Annotated in this window: 1 rRNA gene; it reads left to right on the top strand. The window is 50.3% G+C overall.

The features are described from left to right. Positions 1 to 230: 230 nt before the first annotated feature. Positions 231 to 1,342, top strand: a 16S ribosomal RNA gene (locus BUB93_RS11210); the annotation flags it as partial.

A 1,342-nucleotide genomic window follows, 5' to 3' on the forward strand; every position in this document is an offset into this window, starting at 1 on the left:
AAAAAAGTTTTAAAAACGTGTTGACATAGGGTATGCATGTGCGTATAATAGTAAGAGTCGCCAAGAGAGACAGAGAGAACACAGAGACAGGGAAACGGCGCACAAACCAAGATCTTTGAAAATATAATAGCACACGAAAACAAGCCAAGAAAGAAAGAATTAACTGTAACAACGTTGATACCAAGAGTATCAAAAAGCCAAGAGAGTTCTAAGACGGACTCAAACACTTTATAATAGAGAGTTTGATCCTGGCTCAGGACGAACGCTGGCGGCGTGCCTAACACATGCAAGTCGAACGTGATCTTCAGAGTAGTTTACTACACTGAAGTGAAAGTGGCGGACGGGTGAGTAACGCGTGGGTAACCTGGCCTATGGAAGGGGATAGCCTCGGGAAACCGGGATTAATACCGTATGTAGTTGAGATGTCGCATGACATATCAATGAAAGATTTATCGCCATAGGATGGACCCGCGTCCCATTAGCTAGTTGGTGAGATAACAGCTCACCAAGGCGACGATGGGTAGCCGGCCTGAGAGGGCGGACGGCCACACTGGGACTGAGACACGGCCCAGACTCCTACGGGAGGCAGCAGTGGGGAATATTGCGCAATGGGGGCAACCCTGACGCAGCAACGCCGCGTGAATGATGAAGGTCTTCGGATCGTAAAGTTCTGTCAAAGGGGAAGAAAAAAATGACGGTACCCTTAGAGGAAGCCCCGGCTAACTACGTGCCAGCAGCCGCGGTAATACGTAGGGGGCAAGCGTTGTCCGGAATTACTGGGCGTAAAGGGCGTGTAGGCGGTTTTTTAAGTCAGATGTGAAAGTTCGGGGCTCAACCTCGGAATTGCATTTGAAACTGGAGAACTTGAGTACTGGAGAGGTAAGTGGAATTCCTAGTGTAGCGGTGAAATGCGTAGATATTAGGAGGAACACCAGTGGCGAAGGCGACTTACTGGACAGATACTGACGCTGAGGCGCGAAAGCGTGGGGAGCGAACAGGATTAGATACCCTGGTAGTCCACGCCGTAAACGATGAGTGCTAGGTGTTGGGGCAACTCAGTGCCGTAGTTAACACAATAAGCACTCCGCCTGGGGAGTACGATCGCAAGATTGAAACTCAAAGGAATTGACGGGGGCCCGCACAAGCAGCGGAGCATGTGGTTTAATTCGAAGCAACGCGAAGAACCTTACCAGGTCTTGACATTTCCTGATGATCGCAGAGATGCGAAGTTCCCTTCGGGGACAGGAGGACAGGTGGTGCATGGTTGTCGTCAGCTCGTGTCGTGAGATGTTGGGTTAAGTCCCGCAACGAGCGCAACCCTTGTATTTAGTTGCCAGCAGGT

The organism is Alkalibacter saccharofermentans DSM 14828 (assembly GCF_900128885.1).
GTDB classification, from domain to species: domain Bacteria; phylum Bacillota; class Clostridia; order Eubacteriales; family Alkalibacteraceae; genus Alkalibacter; species Alkalibacter saccharofermentans.